General features: G+C 75.8%; 15 protein-coding genes. 6 read left to right on the forward strand and 9 right to left on the reverse strand.

Going from position 1 to position 16,919, the window contains the following annotated elements:
• Positions 1-162: 162 nt before the first annotated feature.
• The 4 genes from ACZ6S8_RS32400 to ACZ6S8_RS32415 form a co-directional block, all read right to left on the reverse strand.
• Entirely contained in the window at positions 163-309 is a 147-nt protein-coding gene (locus ACZ6S8_RS32400; protein ID WP_469461015.1) for a hypothetical protein, read from the reverse strand.
• 166 nt (positions 310-475) lie between these two features.
• Positions 476-733 carry a hypothetical protein gene (locus ACZ6S8_RS32405; protein ID WP_469461017.1) on the reverse strand — a complete coding sequence of 86 codons (258 nt, stop codon included), beginning with the start codon at positions 731-733 and terminating at the stop codon, positions 476-478.
• 329 nt (positions 734-1,062) lie between these two features.
• Positions 1,063-1,950 (reverse strand): NmrA family NAD(P)-binding protein, encoded by an 888-nt coding sequence (locus ACZ6S8_RS32410; RefSeq protein ID WP_469461018.1) that lies wholly within the window; start codon positions 1,948-1,950, stop codon positions 1,063-1,065.
• A complete protein-coding gene (locus ACZ6S8_RS32415) occupies positions 1,947-2,372 on the reverse strand; it encodes a nuclear transport factor 2 family protein (protein WP_469461019.1) in 426 nt (141 codons plus the stop codon). The genes ACZ6S8_RS32410 and ACZ6S8_RS32415 overlap by 4 nt, the downstream gene beginning before the upstream one ends.
• Before the next feature lie 95 nt (positions 2,373-2,467).
• Between ACZ6S8_RS32415 and ACZ6S8_RS32420 the strand changes: the two genes are divergently transcribed.
• A complete protein-coding gene (locus tag ACZ6S8_RS32420; RefSeq protein ID WP_469461020.1) occupies positions 2,468-3,061 on the forward strand; it encodes a TetR/AcrR family transcriptional regulator in 594 nt (197 codons plus the stop codon).
• A 17-nt stretch (positions 3,062-3,078) separates the two neighbouring features.
• Here the strand turns inward: ACZ6S8_RS32420 and ACZ6S8_RS32425 are convergent, their stop codons facing one another.
• A complete protein-coding gene (locus tag ACZ6S8_RS32425) occupies positions 3,079-4,368 on the reverse strand; it encodes a PP2C family protein-serine/threonine phosphatase (RefSeq protein WP_469461022.1) in 1,290 nt (429 codons plus the stop codon).
• A gap of 237 nt (positions 4,369-4,605) precedes the next feature.
• Between ACZ6S8_RS32425 and ACZ6S8_RS32430 the strand changes: the two genes are divergently transcribed.
• Complete coding sequence (locus ACZ6S8_RS32430) at positions 4,606-8,646, forward strand: Pls/PosA family non-ribosomal peptide synthetase (RefSeq protein ID WP_469461024.1); 4,041 nt, start codon at positions 4,606-4,608, stop codon at positions 8,644-8,646.
• Positions 8,647-8,789: 143 nt separating this feature from the next.
• A complete protein-coding gene (locus ACZ6S8_RS32435; RefSeq protein ID WP_469461025.1) occupies positions 8,790-10,202 on the forward strand; it encodes a M1 family metallopeptidase in 1,413 nt (470 codons plus the stop codon).
• 174 nt (positions 10,203-10,376) lie between these two features.
• On the opposite strand, the gene ACZ6S8_RS32440 is transcribed toward ACZ6S8_RS32435, so the two are convergent.
• Positions 10,377-10,979, reverse strand: coding sequence for a hypothetical protein (locus tag ACZ6S8_RS32440; protein ID WP_469461043.1), 603 nt, complete (start codon positions 10,977-10,979; stop codon positions 10,377-10,379).
• A 79-nt stretch (positions 10,980-11,058) separates the two neighbouring features.
• Positions 11,059-11,853, reverse strand: coding sequence for an LppU/SCO3897 family protein (locus ACZ6S8_RS32445; protein WP_469461027.1), 795 nt, complete (start codon positions 11,851-11,853; stop codon positions 11,059-11,061).
• Between the two features lie 198 nt (positions 11,854-12,051).
• On the opposite strand from ACZ6S8_RS32445, the gene ACZ6S8_RS32450 reads away from it, so the two are divergent.
• Positions 12,052-12,585, forward strand: coding sequence for an RBBP9/YdeN family alpha/beta hydrolase (locus tag ACZ6S8_RS32450; RefSeq protein WP_469461028.1), 534 nt, complete (start codon positions 12,052-12,054; stop codon positions 12,583-12,585).
• Positions 12,586-12,662: 77 nt separating this feature from the next.
• On the opposite strand, the gene ACZ6S8_RS32455 is transcribed toward ACZ6S8_RS32450, so the two are convergent.
• A complete protein-coding gene (locus ACZ6S8_RS32455; protein ID WP_469461029.1) occupies positions 12,663-13,379 on the reverse strand; it encodes a sigma-70 family RNA polymerase sigma factor in 717 nt (238 codons plus the stop codon).
• Positions 13,380-13,523: 144 nt separating this feature from the next.
• Entirely contained in the window at positions 13,524-14,333 is an 810-nt protein-coding gene (locus ACZ6S8_RS32460) for a hypothetical protein (RefSeq protein ID WP_469461031.1), read from the reverse strand.
• A 196-nt stretch (positions 14,334-14,529) separates the two neighbouring features.
• Here ACZ6S8_RS32460 and ACZ6S8_RS32465 point away from each other — a divergent pair, with 196 nt between their 5' ends.
• Positions 14,530-15,738, forward strand: a complete 1,209-nt coding sequence (locus ACZ6S8_RS32465) for an MFS transporter (protein WP_469461032.1) — start codon at positions 14,530-14,532, stop codon at positions 15,736-15,738.
• A complete protein-coding gene (locus ACZ6S8_RS32470; RefSeq protein WP_469461033.1) occupies positions 15,735-16,850 on the forward strand; it encodes a sugar ABC transporter permease in 1,116 nt (371 codons plus the stop codon). The genes ACZ6S8_RS32465 and ACZ6S8_RS32470 overlap by 4 nt, the downstream gene beginning before the upstream one ends.
• Positions 16,851-16,919: the final 69 nt, after the last annotated feature.

The raw sequence follows: 16,919 nt of genomic DNA on the forward strand, positions 1-16,919 counted from the left end.
GGGGGTGTGCGGGGGGGGTGGCCCGGGGGGTGGAGGGGGATCGCCCGGCGGCCCGCGCGCACCTGTTGGTGCCCGCCGGGATGGGGGCGGGGGGACGCCCGGGGGGCGCCCCCCTTCCCGGTCGCCGTTCGCTTCCGGACGCGTGCCGTAACCGCCCGGCGCTCAGCGGCGGCCGCGGAGCCGGCCGAGCAGCCCGCGGGCCTGCGTCCGCTTGCGGGGGTCGGAGGCGGCCCGACGGATCGACTCGATGGTCTGCCGGCCCTGCGGGGTGCGGCTGAACTGCTTTATCCGTGCGAGTAGTCCGGACATGAGGCCCTCCTGGCGCGTGGTCACTCGTGGTGAACGACGTGTGCCCCGACGCGACCGGGTGAAACAATCCGCCGACCATCCGAACCACTTGGGGCGCGGGACCAGGAGCGGACGCCGCGGTGCGCGGGCCCCGCAGGGCCCGCGCACCGTGTTCTCGGGAGCCGGGTCAGTGGCCGCCCCAGCCGTGGCCTCCTCCGTAGCCGTAGTCATCGTCGTCGTCGTCCCAGCCGCTGTTGTGATACCAGCCGCCGTGGCCGTAGTCGTCGTCGTCATCGCCGCCGCAGCCGCCGCCGTTGAGGTAGCTGACGGCCGTGGTGGGAGTTGCCGCCGAGGCCGTGCCTGCCGTGCCGAGCGCCACGCCACCAGCCATCAGAAGACCGGCGGCGGAGACCACGAAAAGACGCTTCGCTCTCTGTGCATGCATGGAATAGCCCTTCCTTCCACCCTCCCGCGCGCCTCTCCGGGGCATCGGGGGGTGGCCGCGGCCGCAGACGAAAAGGCGGCGCGGGTCGTGTGCGGTGCCGCGTGCGTTCGAGGATCGGGCACGTCTCCGCCGATGGCGCAGCGGTATGCCACGCGAGTTCAGGGGCGGTCTGCGGCCCCTCGGTTCCCCTGGGTGCGGGAACTCCGGCAACCGCGGGCGTGCTCCGCAATCGCGGCTCTCACTCACAAAGGCTAGTCGCGCCCGTCGCACTCGGCACCTCGGGGCCGGTGCCCCCGCCGCTCCCGGACCGCCGGGATGCCGGGGGACGGTCAGTGCTGGGGCTGACCAGCCGTCAACTCCCGCTCGGCGAAGGCGCGGAAGGTTCCCGGGGGGCGCCCGGTGAGGCGCTCGACGGTGTCGGTCGTACGGTCTTCGGCGCCTTCTGCGATCGACCGGTCCATGCCGGCGAGCAGCGCGGCGAACCCGGCGGGCATCTCGGCGGCGAGCCGCCGGCGCATCTGCTCGTAGGAGAGCCGGTGGTGGGTGACGGTCCGGCCGGTGACCTGCGAGAGGACGGCGGCGACGTCGTCGTGGCTCAGCGCCTGCGGCCCGGTGAGGATCAGGTCGGTGTCCGGGGCGCGGGCGCCGGTGAGCGCGTGTACGGCCACGGCGGCGATGTCGTCGGCGTCGACGAAGCCGACGCGCCCCGCGCCGGCCGCGGTGAGGATGGTCCCCTCCGCGCGGACGGTCCGGGCGTGGGCGTGCCCGCCCGTGAAGTTCTGCATGAACCACGAGGGTCGCAGCACCGCCCACTCGGGGAACAGTCCGGGCAGGGCCCGGTGCACCTGCCCGACGGCGGGCCCGCCGGCGGGAATCGCGGACGAGCTGAGCAGCACCGCGCGGGTGACTCCCGCGGCGCGGGCCCGCTCCAGGAACGGCAGCATGACGGCGGCCGGGTCCGTGGAGCCGATCGGTGGAAGGAGGTACGCCCGGTCCACCCCGTCGAGGGCGGCGTCGTGGGACACGGGGTCGTTCCAGTCGAACCGCACGGGGCGGGCCCCGGCCACGGGGGTGGCACTCCGGCTCGCCGCCCTGACGGGCCGGCCCGCGGCGGCCAGCCGGGCGGCAACGCGGCTCCCGGTCGTGCCCGTCGCCCCGATGACCAGCGTGAAGGGCGTGAGGGGCGTGGAGGTGGCGGAGGGGGTGGACGCGGTCATCGGGGGCTCCCGGCGAAGTGGGTGGCGGGGTCCTGGAGGGCGAGCGGGTTCCAGTAGTCGCGGTAGTGGGTGATCAGGCCGTCCTGGACGGTGACGACGGCGATGTAGGTCATGTCGAAGGGGCTGCCGGTCTTCACCAGGCGGCCCACGCCGCGCATCTCGACCACGATGGTCTCCGGGGCGAGGGTCTGGTGGATCTCGACGTGCGGGAAGCCGTGGAGGTCGATGTGCTCCGGATAGTCGCGCATGTACGCCGTGACGGCGGCCCGGCCCTCCAGCCGTTGCGGCCAGTCCTTGGGCGCGAAGGGGAATTCGAGGACCCCGTCCTCGGCCCACAGGTCGGTCCAGCCGTTGACGTCCTTGTCCAGCAGGAGCCGCAGGCCGCTGCGGAACAGGGCCGCCGGGGTGAGGTGCATGGTCATGGATCGCTCCGTCCCGTACGATGCGGACCGTCGGTCCGTTTCATGGGACCGACGATACGGACCCGCGGTCCGTTTTGCAACGGGAGGTACAGCGCATGACCGAACGCAAGCCCCGTGCGGACGCCGCGCGGAACCGGGAGGCCGTCCTGGCGGCGGCCGACGCGCTCTTCGCCGGGTGCGAGAGCCCGGCGGCCGTCACCATGGCCGACATCGCCGCGGCGGCCGGCGTCGGCAAGGCGACGCTGTTCCGCGGCTTCGGCGACCGCACGGGCCTGATCCACGCGCTGTACGAGGCGCGGCTCGCACCCGTCAGGCGCGCGGCCGAGGAGGGGCCGCCGCCCCTGGGGCCCGCGACCCCGCCGTCCGAACGGGTCCCCGCACTCCTGGACGCGGTCCTGTGCTTCAAGCTCGACCACCGCCACCTGGCGCTGGCCCTGGAGGGCACCGGGGGCGACAGCCCCTACGCGGCCGGGCACTACGCGCTGTGGCACGGCATGCTCCGGACCGCGCTGGAGCGGGTCCCGGGACTCGTCGACGGCGACTTCACGGCGCACGCCCTGCTCGCCGCCACCCGCGCCGACCTGGTCGAACACCTCGTCGGCCACGAGGGGATGACGCGGGAGGAGATGCGGGCACGCCTGGCCGCGTTCACCGCGCGGGTCCTGCGGGACCCGCGCGCACGGCACTGACGCCCACGAGAGACGGCCTAGTCCCCGGCGGGTGCGGCCGGTGCTCCGGGACTTCCGGGCGGCGGCCGGGGGCGGAGCCGGGCGGCGAGCACCGCGACGTCGTCCTCGGCGTGCAGCGCGTCGAGGTCCCGGCACACGGCGTCCACCACCCCGGCCGGCGCGGCCCCGGCGGGCATCCGCAGCGCAGCCAGCCTGGCCAGGGACTCGTCGATGTCCTCGCCCCGGCGCTCGACCAGGCCGTCCGTGTACAGCACCAGCGTGTGATCGGCCGCGATCGGCCGGGTGTACGCCTCGTACCCGCCGAACCCCGTGCCCAGGGGCGGGCCCACCGGTACGTCCAGCAGCTCGCCCCGGCCGTCGCCGGTGAAGACGGCCGGCGGCAGGTGGCCCGCGCTGGCGTAGTCGGCCTTGCCCCGGGCCGGGTCGATCCGTACGAGCAGGCAGGTGGCCGGGCGCCGGGTCCCGTCGGCCGCGGCCAGGGCGTCCAGCCGGCCCAGCACCCGGTGCGGGGCCAGATCGGTGGCGGCGACCTCGCGCAGGGTGGCACGGTAGGCGTTCATGTCCACGGCGGCGTCCAGGCCGTGCCCCATGACGTCGCCGATCACGAGCAGCGTCCGGCCGAAGTGCAGGCGCACGGTCTCGAACCAGTCCCCGCCGACCAGCGCGCGCACTCCGGCGGGCAGGTAGCGGCTGGCGATCTCCACGTTCGGGTGCGGCCGGCCCGGCTCGGCGACCAGGGCGCGCTGGAGCGCGAGGGCGGTCCCCTCGGCCGCCGCCAGCCGCCTCGCGTGCCCGATGTGGATCCCCGCCACGCGGGCGGCGAAGTGCAGCGCCGCCGTCTCGTGGCGGCCGAACGGCTCGCGGGCGCGCACGGCGAGGACGGTTCCGTAGACCTCGCCCCGGCCGATCACGGGCACCGAGACGGCGTACGCGGTCCCGCCGCCGGCCGTGGGACCGGTCCACGCCCGCGCGGAACGGTCCGGGTCCCCGGCCGGCGCCGCGGCGGGCAGCCCGGGCGCCGGGCCCGCCGGCAGCAGACCGGTCGCGCCGGCCTCGGCGGCGCGCATCACCCCCGAGCCGGGGACGGCCAGGTCCACGGCGGCGGCGTCGCACAGCGTGCGGAGCAGGAAACCGGCCAGCTCCCGGCACGTCTCCCGCTCGTCGCCGGACGTGCCGATCCGCTCGAGCGCCTCTTCCGCGGCGCGCAGGCGCCGCTCCGGCCCGTGCGGCTCCTCCAGCCCGTTCGGCTCCTCCGACACGACGCCCTCGTCACCCCGTCCCTCCGCCCGGCCCGCTGAGGAAGGCATTCCACCAGGCGTCGCCCGTTTCGCGGGGCGATGCGCCGCGTGTCCCCGCCCGCGTACACCGTCGGACCGCAGGCGACGCCTTACCGTTCCCTCCCGGCCACCGGCAAGACTTCAACAGGAAGATTCTCGATGGCGCACTAGACTGACGGGTTGTTTGGCGCTGAACCGGAACAACCTGGGCAGACCCGGGCTCCGACGGCGACCCGGACCGAATCCGGGAACGAGACGCGAGGGCCGATGGCAGCCACACCTGAGCGCGGTGAACCCACCCTGCTCGACAGCGTGGAAACGCACGGGTCCGACGCCGGGGAAGCCCCCGGCCCGGACCGCCCGGCGATGTCCGGGGCCGCCCGCGCGCAGGCCCCCGTGACCGGCCCTGCGGAGACGTCCGCCGACGCGCCCGGGGTCGGCCCCGGGGACGCGTCCGAGGAGTCCGGCAAGTCCGCCCGGTTCTCCGCCGGTCCCGCGGCGCCGCCTCGCACCCTCGTCGACGTCTTCGAGGACTCCGTACGGGCCCACCCCGACGAACTCGCCCTGGACGACGGCACGGAACGGCTGACCTACCGGGCGCTCGCCGCCGAGGTCGAGCGCCGCCGGCGCGCCCTGGCCGCCGCCGGGGTCCGGCTCGGCGACCGGGTCGGCGTCCGCGTGCCGTCCGGGACGAACGAGCTGTACGCGGCGGTCCTCGCCGTCCTCGCCGCGGGCGCCGCCTACGTGCCGGTCGACGCCGAGGACCCGGACGAGCGGGCCGACCTGGTCTTCGGCGAGGCCGGGGTCCGGGCGGTACTGGGCGCCGGAGGCCGCATCGACGTCACCGCCCCCGCGGACGCCCCGGCCCCTGCGGGGGACGCGCGGCCCGGGCCCGGCCACGACGCCTGGATCATCTTCACCTCCGGCTCCACCGGCAAGCCCAAGGGCGTCGCCGTCAGCCACCGCAGCGCCGCCGCCTTCGTGGACGCCGAGGCCGCCCTGTTCCTCGCCGAGGAGCCGATCGGCCCCGGCGACCGGGTCATGGCGGGCCTGTCCGTCGCCTTCGACGCCTCCTGCGAGGAGATGTGGCTGGCCTGGCGCCACGGCGCCTGCCTGGTGCCCGTACCCCGCTCGCAGGTGCGCAGCGGCGCAGACCTCGGCCCCTGGCTGGTGGACCAGGAGATCACCGTAGTCTCCACCGTGCCGACCCTGGCCGCGCTGTGGGAGCCCGAGGACCTGGGCGAGGTCCGGCTGCTGATCTTCGGCGGCGAGGCCTGCCCGCCCGAGCTGACCCAGCGCCTGGTCACCGAGGGCCGCGAGGTCTGGAACACCTACGGCCCCACCGAGGCCACCGTCGTCGCCTGCGCCTCGCTCCTCACCGGCGAGGAACCGATCAGGATCGGCCTCCCGCTGAACGGCTGGGAGCTGGCCGTGGTCGACGAGTCCGGCGAACCCGTGCCCATGGGCGGCAGCGGCCAGCTCGTGATCGGCGGCGTCGGCCTCGCCCGCTACCTCGACCCCGCCAAGGACGCCGAGAAGTACGCCCCGCTGGAATCCCTCGGCTGGGAGCGCGCCTACCGCAGCGGCGACCTGGTCCGCGCGGAACCGGAGGGGCTGGTCTTCCTCGGCCGCGGCGACGAACAGATCAAGCTCGGCGGCCGCCGGATCGAACTCGGCGAGGTGGACGCCGCCCTGCAGTCCCTGCCCGGCGTCGCCGGCGCGGCGGCCGCCGTCCGTACGGCCCGCAGCGGCAACCAGCTGCTCGTCGGCTACCTCGTCACCCAGGAGGGCTGGGACCACGCGGCGGCCGTGACGCGACTGCGCGCCGAACTGCCCGCGGCCCTCGTGCCGCTGCTGGCCCCGGTCGGCGAACTGCCGACCCGCACCTCCGGCAAGGTGGACCGGGACGCGCTGCCCTGGCCGCTGCCCGACCTGGAGACCACCGGCCCCACCGAGCAGCTGTACGGCACCGAAGCCTGGCTCGCCGAGCAGTGGAGCGAGACCCTCGGCGTGACCGTCTCCGGCCCCGCCGACGACTTCTTCGCCATCGGCGGCAGCAGCCTCGCCGCCGCCCAGCTCACCACCCGGCTGCGCACCCGCTACCCGAGCGCCGCCGTGCTCGACATCTACCAGCAGCCCACCCTGCGCAAGCTTGCCCGGCGGCTGGAGAAGTCGGTACAGGACGACGGCGCCGCCCGGACGGTGGGGCCCGTACCCCTGCGGTCCCAGGTGGTGCAGTCGCTCCTGCTGCTCCCGCTGTACACCCTGGTCGGCCTGCGCTGGACCGTGGCGCTGCTGGCCCTCGGCAACGTACTGCACGCCGTCGGCGCCTACCCCTGGGCGCCGACCGCCTCGTGGTGGCTGGTCGCCGCCGGCGCGGCCCTGCTGTACAGCCCGCCCGGGCGGCTCGCGATCGCGGCCGGCGGCGCCCGCCTGCTGCTGCGCGGGGTCACGGCCGGGCGCCACCCGCGCGGCGGAAGCGTCCACCTCCGGCTGTGGACGGCCGAGCGGCTGGCCGAGAGCGTCCGCGCGACCTCCCTCACCGGCTCCTGGCTGGAGCGCTACGCCCGCGCCCTCGGCGCCAAGGTGGGCCCCGAGGTGGACCTGCACTCGCTGCCGCCGGTCACCGGCATGCTCAAACTCGGCCGCGGCTGCGCGGTGGAGTCCGAGGTGGACCTCTCCGGGCACTGGCTCGACGGCGACCGGCTCGTGATCGGCCCCGTCAAGGTCGGCGCCGGCGCGGTGGTCGGCACCCGCAGCATCCTCTTCCCCGGCGCGCGCGTCGGCAAGCGGGCCGAGGTGGCCCCCGGCTCCGCCGTCGTCGGACAGGTGCCGACCGGCCAGCGCTGGGCCGGGGCGCCCGCCGGCAAGCTCGGCAAGGCCAAGCACAACTGGCCCGACGGACGGCCGCCGCGCCCCCTCCACTGGCGCGCCGTCTACGGGGTGACGGGCTTCTGCCTCACGTCCCTTCCCGTCCTCGCCGCCCTGCCCGCCCTCCTCGTCGCGAGCCGGTTCGTACCCGCCGGCGCGGGGCTCGGCGCGGCGCTGCGGGGAGCGCTGCTCGCCGTCGTGCCCGGGGCGCTCGCGTTCGGGCTGGCGTACGCGCTGCTGCTGCTGGTGTCCGTACGGCTGCTCAGCCTCGGGCTGCGGACGGGCAGCCACCCCACGCACAGCCGGATCGGCTGGCAGGCCTGGACGGTCACCCAGCTCATGGACCTGTCCCGGGAGACGCTGTTCCCGCTGTACGCCGGGCTGATCACCCCGGTGTGGCTCCGGCTGCTCGGCATGAAGATCGGCCGCGGCGCCGAGGTGTCCACCGTGCTCGCGCTGCCGAGCCTGACCACCGTCGGCGAGGGGGCGTTCCTCGCCGACGACACCCTGACCGCCCCGTACGAACTGGGCGGCGGCTGGATGCGGATCGGGCACTCCGAGATCGGCCGCCGCGCGTTCCTCGGCAACTCCGGGATGACCGCGCCGGGCCGCAGCGTGCCCGACGGCGGGCTGGTCGGCGTCCTGTCGGCGACCCCGAAGAAGGCCAAGAAGGGCAGCTCGTACCTGGGCCTGCCGCCGGTCCGGCTGCCGCGCTCCGCCGCGGACTCCGACCAGAGCCGTACGTACGACCCGCCCGCGCGGCTGCTGTGGGCGCGCGGCCTGGTGGAGCTCTGCCGGCTCGTCCCGGTGTTCTGCTCGGCCGCACTGGCCGTCCTGACCGCGGCGGGACTCTGCGCGCTGATCACGGCCGGCCCGGGGGTCGCGGGCGCCGCGCTGCTGTCCGGGGCCGTCCTGCTGGCCGCCGGCCTCGCCGCGTGCGGGGTGGCGGTGGCCGCGAAGTGGCTCCTGGTGGGCCGCCACCGGACCGGGGAGCACCCGCTGTGGAGCGGCTTCGTGTGGCGCAACGAGCTGGCCGACACCTTCGTCGAGGTACTGGCCGTGCCGTGGCTGGTCGGGGCGGTTCCCGGTACGCCGCTGCTGTCCCTGTGGCTGCGCGGGCTCGGGGCCCGCATCGGCAGGGGCGTCTGGTGCGAGAGCTACTGGCTGCCCGAGACGGACCTGGTCGAGCTGGGCGACGCGGTCAGTGTGAACCGCGGCTGCGTGCTCCAGACGCACCTCTTCCACGACCGGATCTTGCGGACGGATACTGTGGTCCTCCGCGAGGGCGCCACCCTGGGCCCGGGCGGAATCGTCCTGCCCGGGAGTACGATCGGGGCCCGCAGCACCCTGGGTCCCGCCTCTCTCGTGATGGCCGGGGAATCCGTCCCCGCCGACACCCGCTGGCTGGGCAATCCGATCGAGGCGTGGCGGTCCTGAACGGCGGCCCCGGGGCGGTCCCGGACCCGTTCCGGTACGCTCCGGACCCCGCTCCCGGGCCGTCGGCGGAGGCCGGGTACGGCAGCGGCGACCAGGACACACCGGCACGTCGTACGAGCACAGCGCAGGGAGCGGAAGCGGCAGTGAGCGGCCAGAAGACAGCGGTATCGGACCCGTACTTTCCGGCCAACGGCGATCCCCGTTACCGCGTGCACCGGTACGAACTCGCTCTGGAGTACCGCCCCGGCCCCAACCGGCTGGCCGGCACGGCCCGGCTCAGCGCGATCGCCGGGCGGGCGCCGCTCACGGAGTTCCACCTGAACCTGGCGGAGTTCCGGGTCGGCCGGGTCCTGGTGAACGGCCGGGCCCCGCACTACGCCCACCGGGGCGGCAAGCTCCGCGTCCGGCCCGCCAAGCCGCTGCCCGCCGGCGCCGCCTTCACCGTGGAGGTGCAGTGGGCGGGCAACCCCAAGCCCGTGCGCAGCCCGTGGGGCGGCATCGGCTGGGAGGAACTCACCGACGGCGCGATGGTGGCCAGCCAGCCGGTCGGCGCGCCCTCCTGGTACCCGTGCAACGACCGGCCCGCGGACAAGGCCTCGTACCAGATCTCGATCAACACGCCGTCGCCCTACACCGTGGTGGCGGGCGGCCGGCTGCTGACCCGGACGACGCGGGCCAGCACGACCACCTGGGTGTACGAGCAGCCCGCGCCGACCTCCAGCTACCTGGTGGGCCTGTCCATCGGCATGTACCAGACGGTGCTGCTCGGCGAGCCCGGACTCGGCGGCGTCCCGCAGAGCGCCCACGTGCCGGCCCACCTGCTGGCGCGCTTCTCCCGCGACTTCGCCCGACAGCCCTCGATGATGCGGCTGTTCGAGGAGATCTTCGGCCCCTACCCCTTCGGGGAGTACGCGGTCGTCGTCGCGGACGAGGAACTGGACGTCCCGGTCGAGGCGCAGGGACTCTCGCTGTTCGGCGCCAACCACGTGGACGGCGTCCGCGGTTCGGAGCGGCTGATCGCCCACGAGCTCGCGCACCAGTGGTTCGGCAACAGCGTGACCATCGGCGACTGGCGGCACATCTGGCTGAACGAGGGGTTCGCGAAGTACGCGGAGTGGCTCTGGTCGGAGCGCTCGGGCAGCCGCACGGCGCACGAGCTCGCGGCCACCGCGCACCGGCTGCTGTCCCTCCAGCCGCAGGACCTGCGGCTGGCCGACCCGGGCCGAAAGCTGATGTTCGACGACCGGCTGTACCAGCGGGGCGGCCTGACGGTGCACGCGATCCGCTGCGCCCTGGGCGACGAGACGTTCTTCCGCATGCTCCGCGAATGGGCCACCGTGCACCGCCACGGGGTGGTGACCACCTCGGGCTTCACCGCCCACGTGTCCCGCTACGCGGCCGAGCCGCTGGACGAGCTCCTCTCGGCCTGGCTGTACGAGCCGTCCCTCCCGCCGCTCCCGCCACCGCCCTCGGCACCCCCCGCCCTGCCCCGCATACCGGCCCGCCCCGGCTACCCCCCGACCCCGGGCCTCCCCCCGCACGCCGCGGGCGCCTGACCGCGCTCCTCGTCCGGCTGTCGGGCGATCAGTCGGATCTTCCCGGGCTCGGACTCAGGGAAGCAAAGGACCCGAGTCGCCCACGCACTCACGCCTGGCGCGGTCAGGAGGCATCAAAGGCCTGCACACCACAAGGCCGGTACGGAGCCCCGCCGCATCGGCAGGTACGCAGGCTCAGGTCGTACGGGCCGGCAGTGGTGCCGATATGGCGAGGGCGGTGTCGAGCCGCTCGACCAGGGCGGTGCGGACCCGGGCGAGGGGCCCCGGGCCGGCTGCCCACCGGTCGACGGCCGTCAGGAAGCCGACCAGGTCGTCCCGTACGGAATCCAGCAGGTCCGGCAGCAGCCCCCGGGGGACGTCGATGCGCGGGCCGTGCGGACGGTCGCCGTCGGGCCACAACCGGACGACGTCCCCGGTGTGCTCGACGGCGGGCGTGGGGTCGTGACCGAGCCACGGGTCCTCGCCGTTCGCCAGCCCCCACCAGTCTCGCCAGTTCTCCAGCCCGGCGCAGCATCCGGGTGCGGCGGTGACGCCGGTGGTGGTGTCCCGGAGGCGCAGGCCGCCGGGGGAGGTGACGTACTCCGCCGTCAGCAAGCGGCGTATCCGCTCCACACCGTCTCCGGGGTCGTCGTCGCAGTCCGACAGGACCGCGAGGGCCGTGGCGACCTCGCGCCGCGACAGGTGGCCGGTCAGGGCCAGCAGCCCGTCCGGCGCCGGGTCGGCGATGGGCCAGGGAGCGAACCCCTCGGCCCCGTGGGTCTCCAGCACGGCATCCATGATCAGCACACCGCCAGTGTCGCGCGTCGGCCGGTGCGGGCGCGCCGCTCTTTTCGTGTTCCGGGGGGGCGAGGGGTGGTCAGCGGGCGTAGGAGCCCAGGCCTATCAGGCAGTACACGTACTGGTTGATGACGGATCCGCCCAGGGTGTAGCGGTAGGAGAAGGCGTACTCCGTCTTGGGGTTGTCGTCGCAGCGGCTCATGTCGGAGGTCATCGGGATGCTTTCGATGACGCGGTAGTGCGCGTCGGAGGCCGAGCAGGCGACCTCCTCGACGTTGTCGACGCGCTGCGCCGTCGTCGAGTCCGGCAGGGTGCCGTTGAGGCAGGTTCCCTTGTCGAACGGGGTCGGGGGCGGGGCGGCCGGGGTGGTGGCCGCGGGCTCGGGCAGGAGGTCGGCGGGGGCGGAGGACGGGTACGTCGGCCAGGGGCTCGCCGACGGGGTGGGCGTCGCGGAGGCGGCGGTCCGGTCGGCGACGGCGCCGGTGCCGTTGTCGTCGTTCCCGAACAGGACGAAGCCGCCGATCACGGCCGCGACGAGGCCGACCGCCACCAGGCAGCCGGCCCGTCCGGAGCGGGCAGGGGCCGCTGCCGGCGCCGCCGTCGGGTGTGCTGCCGGGATGGAGGCCACCCAGGGGGATACCGCCACGGTCGGGGGCGGCGGAGGCGGGGGCGGCGGCGGTGTCGGGGCCGCGGGGCGGGACACCCTGATCCGCAGCTGGACTTCCCGGTCGCCCAGACGGGTCCGGACCAGCTCGCCGTCGCGGCAGGACGGGATGCGCAGACGGGCGGGCCCCGAGGGCAGGGTGACCGGCAGGATCACACCGTGCGCGGCCTGCTCGGGGGTGAGCGTGAGGTCGATCTCCTGAGACGACACGGCTGCTCCTGCAGATGGGGGGCGTGGGCCACCGGACAGACGTCCACGCAGTGTGCCGGGTCCTCGTCCGCGGACGCAGGTATTCCGTCAGCGGGAGGGGGCGGGGCCGAGGACGCCGCCGCGGTCACGGGGCCCGTGCCTGCTCCGACCAGGCGTTACGGGATTCGGGATTCGGCGGGGCGGTGTCAGAATCCCGCCATGACCATGTTGATCGTCCCCGGCTGGGGGAATTCGGGCCCGGACCACTGGCAGTCGCTCTGGGAGGAGGCGGGCCCCGACCGCGTGCGCGTCCGGCAGGACGACTGGGACCGGCCGGACCTCGACCGGTGGGTGGCCGCGCTGGACGCGGCCGTTGCCGCGTGCCCCGGGCCGCCGGTGCTCGTCGCCCACAGCCTGGGCTGCACCGCCGTCGCGCACTGGGCCACCCGGACGCCCGCGGCGCCCGTCCGCGCCGCGCTGCTGGTCGCGCCTCCGGACGTCGACCGGGTCGAGCAGCCGGAGCTGCTCGGGTTCCGGCCCGTGCCGAGGGCGCCCCTGCCGTTCCCCGCCCTCGTGGTCGGCAGCCGGAACGACCCGTGGACGACCGGCGCGCGGGCTGCGGAGTTCGCCGCGGCGTGGGGCTGCGGGTTCACCGACGCCGGCGAGGCCGGGCACCTGAACAGCGAAGCGGGCTACGGGCCGTGGCCCGAGGGCGAACGACTGCTCGCCGCGCTGCTCGCCGGTACCTCCTGAAACCGCCCGCGTACGGGTGAGGGGACGGAGGCTCGGCGGCCCCCGTCCCCGTCCCCGTCCGCGTCGTGCTCCGGGGATCAGGCCGCCGAGGCCGCGAGCGCCGCTCCCGGTGTGGTGCGGGTCGGGTGGTGGGGGTGGGGGGTTGGGGTGGTGGTTGTGGTGTCGGTGAGGAGGGTGATGAGGGTGGTGCGGGCGCGGGCTACGCGGGAGCGGACGGTGCCGATGGGGCAGTTGATGGTGGTGGCTGCTTCGGCGTAGGGGAGTCCGTGGAGTTGGGTGAGGATGAAGGCTTCGCGGCGTTCGGGGGGGATGGTGGCGAGGAGTTGGGTGAGGGCGATGCCGTCTTCGAAGCCGGGGATGTCGTGGTGTTGTGTGTGTTCGGCGGCGGTCTGCCAGTCGTGGTGGTCGGAGAGTCTGGGGCGGGCGGCGGCGTGGCGGTGGCTGTCGATGACGGTGCGGCGGGCGATGGAGAGGAGCCAGGTGCGGGCGGAGGAGCGGCCTTCGAAGCGGTGGAGGCTGCGCAGGGCGCGGAGGAAGACGTCCTGGGTGAGGTCGTCGGCGGCTTGGGTGTCGGCGCTGAGGTAGGCGACGTAGCGCCAGACGTCGCGGTGGAGGGCGCGGACGAAGCGGTCGGCTTTGTCGGGGTCGCCGTCGCGGGCGGCGAGGGCGAGGCGGGTGGTTTCCGCGTCGGAGTCGGGAGTGTGCCGGGCCGGACTCGCGCCGGCCGGACGGTGCTCTCCGGCAGCACGGTGCTCTCCGGCCGGACGGTGCGGGCTGGTCAGGGCAGGGGTCATCGCCACAGGTCCTTTGGTGCAAGGGGGTTCCGGGACCGCGGGGTGCGCGGTGCCGGTGATGGGGGTGCGGCCCGCCGTGGGGCGGTGCCGTGGCCCGGGCGCGGTGGACGGGAGTGCGTCGGGGTGCGCGCGGGGAGCCGGCTGTCAGTGGACAGCGGTTCCCGTCGGGGGTCCCCGTGAGGTGATGGCGTGGACGAGGAACAGCCGCCGCGGCGAGCGGCGCCGCCGCGTACGCCGGACGAGGACGCGGGGCCGGTGCGGTGTCGCCGCCCGGCCGAACAGCAGGAGCAGCGGCGCCCGGAGCCAGCCCGCGAGCGCCCGCAGGACGCGGAACGCGGCCTGTTCCCCGTACGCCAGCCACAGGCCGCACAGGACCGCGGCCAGCAGGTGCGCGGCCAGCATGCCGGCCGGCGACGTGCCGCCCATGGCATGACCACCGGCCGGCAGCGCGTCGGCCGCCGCCGCGGACGCGTGTCCCGCCGCCCCGTGCAGCGCGTGCCCCACGTGGGCGCCGGACTCCGGAACCGCGGCGAGCACGGTCCCCGGCGGGGGCAGGGACACGAGCCTGCCCAGCCCGGCCTCCGTGACGACCCTCAGGGCCTCGTCGCGCGACAGACCGGCCGCCTCGACCCCGCCGCACGTGAGGTACTCCGCCCACTGCCGGGCGAACGAGGTTCCCGCGGGCAGGGAGGGGTGGACGACGGACTGGGCCAGCGAGAACAGCGCGTGCAGCAACGCCTGTACGGCCACCGTCGCGCCGGTCACGGCCGGCAGCCCGCGCTCCCGGCCGGCGAGCGCCCAGGCCGTCGCCACGGTGCCCGCGAAAGCGGCCGACACCGCCCACCAGGGCACGGCCGTACCCGACATGAGGAGGTGGCCGGTGGCCGCGAGCAGCACGCAGAGGGCTGCGAACATCGCAGCCCGTACGGCTCGGGAACAGTGGCCTGGCGTCATGGCGGTTCATCCTCGCACCGGTGTTCCGGGCGGAGCAGCGGGGTGCGCACTTCCCGACAAGTTCTCCCGTACGGCGTTGACGCGACGGGCCGTTCCCGCGATGTGGCGCAGGGCACAGCGGGCGGAGGGAACTCGTCCGGGCCCGCAACCGACTGCCTGCGCAGCCGTGTTCGACAACTGGTGACGGGAGATCTCTGTGGCGACACAAGGGGCGGCGGCGACCGCCGCGCCGTCGGGGGCCGGCGACCGGCCCACCCGTCAGCTGACCGCGCTGCTCACCTGCGCCATGGCGTTCTCGATGCTCCAGCTCTTCGTCCTCGGCGCATTGGGCCCCCGCGTCGTGGACGCGTTGGGGATGACGCCCGCCGTGCTCGGACTGACGACCACCCTCGGCTTCGGGACCGCCGCCGTGCTGTCCCCGGCCGGCGGCCGCATCGTGGACCGGATCGGTCCGCGCCGCTCGCTCGTGGCGCTGCTGCTGGTGTCCGCCGCGGCGCTGGCCCTGATCGGGGCGGCCCCGGGGGCCGGTCTGCTGCTCGGCGCGGTCGCGCTGGGCGGCGTACCGCAGGCGCTGGCCAACCCGGCCACGAACAAGGCGGTCCTGGCCGGAGTCCCGGCCGGCCGGCGGGCCGCCGTGACGGGGCTGAAGCAGTCCGGGGTGCAACTGGGCGCGTTCGTGGCCGGGTTGCCCCTCGTGCTGCTCGCGGGCGGGATCGGCTGGCGGGGCGCCGTGTGGACGGCGTCCGGTGCGGCGCTCCTGGCGGGGCTGTGGGCGCTGCGCGCGCTGCCGGCCGACGCCCCGGCGCCGGCGGCCGGCCCGCCCGTGTCGCTCGTACCGCGGGGGATGGTGGCCTGGCTGGCGGTCTTCTCGCTGTTCCTGGGCGCCGGTATCGCCTCGGTGAACACCTACCTGGCCCTCTTCGGCGTCCGCCGGCTGGGGATGGGGCCGACGACGGCCGGGATCCTGGTGGCCGTCCTGGGCGTGGCGGGGATCGTCGGCCGGGTGGCCTGGTCGAGGGCGGCCCGGCCCGGGCGCGCCGAATGGCTGCCGGGCGGACTGGCGTGCGGCGCGATCGGAGCGGCGCTGCTGCTGGCCGCCGCCGTGTCCACGAGCCAGCTGGTGTGGGCGGGAGCCGTCGCCGTCGGCGTGTTCGCCGTGTCCGGGAACGCCGTCTCCATGGTGCTGGTCGTCCAGCGGGCGGCGGCCGGCCGGGCCGGACAGGACTCGGCGCTCGTCGCGGCCGGATTCTTCGCCGGATTCGCCCTGGGGCCACCGCTGTTCGGTCTGCTCGCGCAGAGCGGGAGGTACGGTCCCGGCTGGATCCTGGTGGCCGCCGAGTTCGCCGCGGCGGGCGCCGTCGCGTTCCTCTGGGCCGTACGGGACCACCGCGGGGTGCCGGCGTGAGCGCGGCGCCGGCCCCCGCCGCGCACTGGGCCGACGGCGCGCTCGCGGCCGTCATGGAGCGCGTGGCGGTCACCGAGGCCGCCGTCGGCACCCGCTTCCCCCTGTACGCCGACCCGGAGGACGGGCGGTGGACGACGACCGGCCGGGGCTCGTGGACCGGCGGTTTCTGGACCGGGCTGCTGTGGCTGCGGGCGCGGTACACCGAGGACTGGGCCGACCGGCGGACCGCGGCCGCGTGGACGGCCCGGCTCGTCCCGTGGGCCGAGGCCGACACCGCCACCCGCGGGCTGATCTTCTGGTACGGGACCGCCCCCGCCGGGTCCGACGGGCGGGCCGCCGCGCTCCGGGAGCGGGCCGCCCGGGCCTGCCTGGCGGCCTACGACCCCGAACTCGGCCTGCTGCCCTGGGGCGGCGCCCTCGGCGGGCCGCGCCTCCTGGCCCGCGCGGACGGCGTACCCGGCACGGTGCCGCTGCTGGCCGCGGCCGGGCCTCGGGGAGCGGCCGCGGCCGCCGCCCACCTGCACCGGCACCTCGACCTCTGCCTCGGCGAGGCCGGCCGCACCGGCCCCCCGCCCGTGCGCCCGTACCCCGCCTGGAGCTACGACGCATCCACCGGATGGCAGCCCTGCGCGGAGCCCGCGCCTGGCTGGAGCCGGGGGCGGGCCTGGCTGCTCCTGGCGGTCGCCGACGCCCTGCTCCGCCCCGCGGTCGGCGGCGGCGCGACCGCCCGGCTCGACGCGGCGGCCGGGCAGTTGCTCGCGGAGCCGGGAGTCCTGACCGGCCGGGCCGTCCCGCCGGCGGACGCCTCCCGGCCGGCCGGGCCGCCCGACACCTCCGCCGCCGCGATCACCGCGGTGGCCCTGCTGAAACTGGCGCGGGTGCCCGGACCCCGGGCCGCGGCGTGCGCGGCGCGGGGGGAGGCGGTCCTGCGGCACCTCGCGGGGGCCCACCTCACCGGCCGGGGGCCCGGCCGCCCGGCCGGGATGCTGCTGGACGGCTGCTACGACGCGGGGAAGGGCCTCGCGGTCCGGCACGAGCTGGTCTGGGGCGACTTCTTCCTGGCACTCGGGCTGGCCGCCCTCGGCGGCGGTGTCGACCTGACCCTCGTCTAGGCCGTGTCTTTCGGATCATGGCGGGCCCGGGCTGCCCGGCACCGCACCTCGCGGCGTTCTCGTCGGTCG

The sequence above is a fragment of the Streptomyces sp. NPDC048461 genome, assembly GCF_055587105.1.

Bases quoted from the DNA above. Each gene is read 5' to 3' on its own strand.
- ACZ6S8_RS32400 (WP_469461015.1), bottom strand. From the start codon at position 309: ATGTCCGGACTACTCGCACGGATAAAGCAGTTCAGCCGCACCCCGCAG.
- ACZ6S8_RS32405 (WP_469461017.1), bottom strand. From the start codon at position 733: ATGCATGCACAGAGAGCGAAGCGTCTTTTCGTGGTCTCCGCCGCCGGT.
- ACZ6S8_RS32410 (WP_469461018.1), bottom strand. From the start codon at position 1,950: ATGACCGCGTCCACCCCCTCCGCCACCTCCACGCCCCTCACGCCCTTC.
- ACZ6S8_RS32415 (WP_469461019.1), bottom strand. From the start codon at position 2,372: ATGACCATGCACCTCACCCCGGCGGCCCTGTTCCGCAGCGGCCTGCGG.
- ACZ6S8_RS32420 (WP_469461020.1), top strand. From the start codon at position 2,468: ATGACCGAACGCAAGCCCCGTGCGGACGCCGCGCGGAACCGGGAGGCC.
- ACZ6S8_RS32425 (WP_469461022.1), bottom strand. From the start codon at position 4,368: ATGCCTTCCTCAGCGGGCCGGGCGGAGGGACGGGGTGACGAGGGCGTC.
- ACZ6S8_RS32430 (WP_469461024.1), top strand. From the start codon at position 4,606: ATGGCAGCCACACCTGAGCGCGGTGAACCCACCCTGCTCGACAGCGTG.
- ACZ6S8_RS32440 (WP_469461043.1), bottom strand. From the start codon at position 10,979: ATGGATGCCGTGCTGGAGACCCACGGGGCCGAGGGGTTCGCTCCCTGG.
- ACZ6S8_RS32450 (WP_469461028.1), top strand. From the start codon at position 12,052: ATGACCATGTTGATCGTCCCCGGCTGGGGGAATTCGGGCCCGGACCAC.
- ACZ6S8_RS32455 (WP_469461029.1), bottom strand. From the start codon at position 13,379: ATGACCCCTGCCCTGACCAGCCCGCACCGTCCGGCCGGAGAGCACCGT.
- ACZ6S8_RS32460 (WP_469461031.1), bottom strand. From the start codon at position 14,333: ATGACGCCAGGCCACTGTTCCCGAGCCGTACGGGCTGCGATGTTCGCA.